The following is a 4,785-nucleotide window of genomic DNA, read 5'->3' as shown; positions in this document are numbered from 1 at the left end:
CTCGCGCAGGCGGGCGGCTTCGTCCCCGCCGCATCGGCGAAGCTCGGGCTCGTCGACCGGCTGTTCAGCCGCGTCGGCGCGAGCGACAATCTCGCGCGCGGGCGCTCGACCTTCATGGTCGAGATGGTCGAAACCGCGGCGATCCTCGCGCAGGCGACCCCGCAAAGCTTCGTCATCCTCGACGAGGTCGGGCGCGGCACCTCGACCTATGACGGGCTCGCGCTCGCCTGGTCGGTGGTCGAGGCGGTGCATGAGGTCAACAAATGCCGCTGCCTCTTCGCAACGCATTACCACGAGCTGACGCGCCTCGCCGAGACGCTGAACGCGCTGTCGCTCCACCATGTCCGCGCGCGCGAGTGGCAGGGCGATCTGGTGCTGCTTCACGAGGTCGCCGAAGGACCCGCCGATCGCAGCTATGGCCTCGCGGTCGCGCGGCTCGCGGGGGTGCCCGCGGGGGTGGTGAAACGCGCCGAGGCGGTGCTCGCAAAGCTCGAGGCGGGGCGCGAGGCGACCGGTGGGCTCGCTGCGGGGCTCGATGACCTGCCACTGTTTGCGGCCACTTTGGCAGAGGCGCCCGCAGCGGTGAAGGATGCGCTTCGCGAAGCGCTGGGCCAGCTCGACCCCGACGCGCTGGCGCCGCGCGAGGCACTCGAGGCGCTTTACGCGCTCAAGCGGCTGATGGCGGACGAGGCATGAGCGACCTGTTCGACAATCTCGCCGATCGCCGCGCGATCATCGACCGGCGCGAACTCGCCGACCGGCTCGATACGATCGCCGCCGAGAGCAGCGATTCGGGCGCGCGCCGCCGCGCGATGGTGACGCTGCTCAAAGGGGCGCTCGACGAAGGACGGGCCGAAATCGAACGCCGGTTGCTCGACCGTCCCTCGTCAGGCCGGCTTGCGGCGAGCGCGACGGCGTTCCTGATCGACCAGATCGTCCGGCTGAGCCATGATTTCACCACCGGCCATCTTTATCCGTCGGCCAACCGCTCGGCGGGCGAACGGATCACGCTGATCGCGGTCGGCGGCTATGGCCGCGGCGAAATGGCGCCGCAGAGCGACATCGACATCGGCTTTTTGACCCCGTTCAAGCAGACGAGCTGGACCGAGCAGGTGATCGAGGCGCAGCTCTACACGCTCTGGGACCTCGGGCTCAAGGTCGGCCATAGTTCGCGCTCGCTCGACGAGATGATCCGCGCCGCCAAGGACGACCTCACCATCCGCACCGCGTTATTGGAAGCGCGCTTCATCTGGGGCGACCGCGACCTGTACGACCAGGCAGGCGCGCGCTTCGATGCCGAGGTGGTCGCGGGCAACGCGCGTAGTTTTGTCGCCGAAAAGCTCGCCGAGCGCGACGAGCGTCACAAGCGCATGGGCGATTCGCGCTACGTCGTCGAACCCAATGTGAAGGAAGGGAAGGGGGGGCTGCGCGACCTCCACACGCTGTTCTGGATCGGCAAGTTCATCCACCGTGTCCGCACCGTCCCCGAACTGGTCGACGCGGGGTTGTTGTCGGCACGCGAACTTCGCCAGTTCGAGCGCGCCGAAAATTTCCTCCTCGCGGTGCGCTGTCACCTCCATATCCTGGCGGGCCGTGCCGAGGACCGGTTGACCTTCGATTTCCAGCGCGAGATCGCGGCGCGCATGAAGTTCGCCGACCGCCCGGGCAAGAGCGCGGTCGAGCGCTTCATGCAGCTCTATTTTCTTCATGCGAAAAGCGTCGGCGACGTCACCGGCACCTTCCTCGCGCATCTCGACGACCAGCTCGCGGCGCGCGGGCGGCGCTTCCTGCCGACGATCCGGCGGCGGCCGGGCAAGCTCAATGGCTTTGTCCTCGATCGCGGCCGGCTTGCGTTGCCGCGCGACGATTTTTTCCAGCAAGACCCCGTCCGCCTCGTCGAAATTTTCGCGCTCGCCGACAAGCATGGCCTCGAAATCCATCCGCAGGCGATGCGCCAGGCGCGCCACGACGCGAAGCTGATCGATGCGCGCGGGGTACGCCGCATCGCGCGCGCGAATGAACTCTTCCTCGACGTGCTGACGTCACCGCGCGATCCCGAAACAGTGCTGCGCTGGATGAACGAGGCGGGGGTGTTCGGGCGCTTCGTTCCCGATTTCGGCCGCGTCGTCGCGCAGATGCAGTTCGACATGTATCATCATTATACGGTCGATGAGCATACGATCCGCGCGATCGGCCTGCTGGCGGACATCGAACAGAACCGGCTGAAGGACGATCATCCGCTGTCGACGACGATCATGGACCAGATCCATTCGCGGCGCGTCGTCTACGTCGCGGTGCTGCTCCACGACATCGCCAAGGGGCGCGGCGGCGATCATAGCGTGCTCGGCGCCGAACTCGCGCTGCGGGTATGCCCGCGGCTGGGGTTGAGCGAGGCCGAGACCGAGACCGTATCTTGGCTCGTGCGCTATCACCTGCTGATGTCGGCGACGGCGTTCAAGCGCGATCTCGCCGATTTCAAGACGATCCTCGACTTCGCGCAGGTCGTGCAATCACCCGAACGCCTTCGCCTGCTGCTCGTGCTCACCGTCGTCGACATCCGCGCGGTCGGGCCGGGCGTCTGGAACAGCTGGAAACGCCAGCTCCTCACCGAACTTTACGATGCCGCCGAAGAAGTGCTGCGCCTCGGCCACAAGCAGCGCGGCCGCGAGGCACGGATCGAGAGCAAGAAGGAGGCGGTGGTCGCGGCGCTCGGCCTCGACGAGAAAAGCTTTGCCAAATTCACGAAACGCCTTCCCGAAAGCTATTGGATCGCCGAGCCGGTCGAGGTCATCGCGGCGAACCTCACGCATATGCAGCAGGCGGGCGACACCGCGCTGCATATCGCCGCGGTCCCCGACGAGGATCGCGGCGCGACCTTGGTGATGGTGCTCGCCGCCGACCATCCGGGGCTTTTCTATCGCATCGCCGGCGGCATCCATCTCGCCGGCGGCAACATCATCGATGCGCGCATTCACACGACGCGCGACGGGCTCGCGCTCGACAATTTCCTCGTCCAGGACCCGCTCGGCCGGCCCTTTGCCGAGGCGGGGCAGATCGGCCGGCTGACGCGGGCGATCGAGGATGCGCTCGCCAACCGACAGAAATTGCTTCCGAAACTCGAAGCGCGCGCGCTGCCGCGGACGCGCGCCGAAGCGTTCCGCATCGCGCCGAACGTCTTCGTCGACAACAAGGCGTCGAACCGCTTCACCGTGATTGAGGTCAATGCGCAGGACCGCCCGGCGCTGCTCAACCAGCTTGCCTATGCGCTCTTCCAGTCGAAGGTCACGGTGCATTCGGCGCATGTCGCGACCTATGGCGAGCGCGCGGTCGACACCTTCTATGTCACCGATCTGATCGGCGACAAGATCGACAGCGCGGCGCGCGTGAAATCGCTCGAGAAAAGGCTACTCGAAGCCGCGACGAGCGTCGGCGAGGTTGCCGTGGCGGCATAGGCCTGCGCGCGGGTGGCGGATATTTCCTTTGAAAATTGGATAGGAGTTGTCATGCGGACCATGTTGATTGCGATCGCGCTGCTGACCCAGCCGGCGACCGCGCTTGCCCAGGACCAGGTCATCGACACCCACGTCCATCTCTGGAACGGCGAAGCGTCGATCCGCGAATATGAAGCACAGATCAAGGCGGCCGGCCGATCGGTTTCGGGATTCGGCGCGATGTGGTTCGGCGGTCCGAATCAGGCGTTGGCGGGTGCGCCCGACAAGATACGGGCGGGCAATGATGCGCTGATCGATCTTGCGGCCAAACACCCGACCATGATCCCGATCGCGACCGTTCATCCCTATGACGGCGAGAACGCCCTTGTCGAGGTCGATCGGGTCGCGTCGCGCGGTGTGAAGCTGTTGAAGATCCATCCGCACACCCAGAAGTTCGACGCCGCCGATCCGCGGGTTCTCGCGCTGGTCAAGCGCGCGGGCGACGTCGGCCTGATCGTCGTCATGGACAACGCCAACATCCTTCCCGGCGACAGCGAAAAACTGTTCAATCTTGCGCTGCAGGCACCGAAGACGAAATTCATCTTCGCGCATATGGGCGGGCTGAACTTCCGCTTCTGGAACATATTGGCGCTCGCGCGCACCGCCGAGAATCTGTTTGCGAACAACATCTATTTCGACATCAGCGGGGGCGCGGTCCTCGCCGCCGACTCGCCGATCGAGGCGGAGTATGTCTGGACGATCCGCAATGTCGGGATCGATTATGTCCTGCTGGGTTCCGACTTCCCCCAAATCTCGCTTCCGAAAATGCTTTCGGCGCTCGAAAAGCTCGACTTGACCGAAGAGGAGCGCGCCAAAATCCGCTTCGGAAACGCGCGGAAGCTGTTTGGACATGATCGGACGACCGCCAGCAACGACCGCTAAGGGGTGGTGAACCGCCATGGCCTTCTTTCGTCATCCCGGGTTGGATCCGGGATCCGGTCGGCGCCAGGGCCGCGTAATATTCCAAAGTTCAGTAAAGTTCAGCCCTATGCGCGCCCCGATTGGGACCTTGCGGCGTGCTGGACGCGTCCGGCGCGCCGCGTCGTGGCCGCACCGGCAAGCCAGGCAGCGACCGCCTTTATCCACCAAATGAAAGAGCCGGGTGAAGGCTGGCATAGCCGGATAATGTAGGAAAGGCTTATTTGAAGGCGAGGCCTGCTTTGGGGTGGGAAGCGGACAAAGGATCCCCTCCCGCTTGCGGGAGGGGCAGCGAGGCTTGCCAGCTTGCTGGCTAGCCGCAGCGGGGTGGGTATGGTCGCCACGTCGCTGCCCACCCCCGACCCCTCCCGCAAGC

Annotated in this window: 3 protein-coding genes; all 3 read left to right on the top strand. The window is 65.3% G+C overall.

Annotated features, from left to right (window positions below):
- Positions 1–696, top strand: a 696-nt coding sequence (locus tag V6M50_RS11275; protein WP_443030502.1) for a MutS-related protein, incomplete at its 5' end; no start/stop codon positions are given.
- Complete coding sequence (locus V6M50_RS11270; RefSeq protein WP_332818662.1) at positions 693–3,452, top strand: [protein-PII] uridylyltransferase; 2,760 nt, start codon at positions 693–695, stop codon at positions 3,450–3,452. The genes V6M50_RS11275 and V6M50_RS11270, both read left to right, overlap by 4 nt.
- Positions 3,453–3,503: 51 nt before the next feature.
- The gene (locus tag V6M50_RS11265) at positions 3,504–4,373 is read left to right on the top strand and encodes an amidohydrolase family protein (RefSeq protein WP_332818661.1); all 870 of its coding nucleotides are present in this window, start codon (positions 3,504–3,506) and stop codon (positions 4,371–4,373) included.
- Positions 4,374–4,785 lie beyond the last annotated feature (412 nt).

Source organism: Sphingopyxis sp., assembly GCF_036675685.1.
Taxonomy (GTDB): Bacteria; Pseudomonadota; Alphaproteobacteria; order Sphingomonadales; family Sphingomonadaceae; genus Sphingopyxis.
This window is presented reverse-complemented; position numbering and strand designations above follow the sequence as displayed.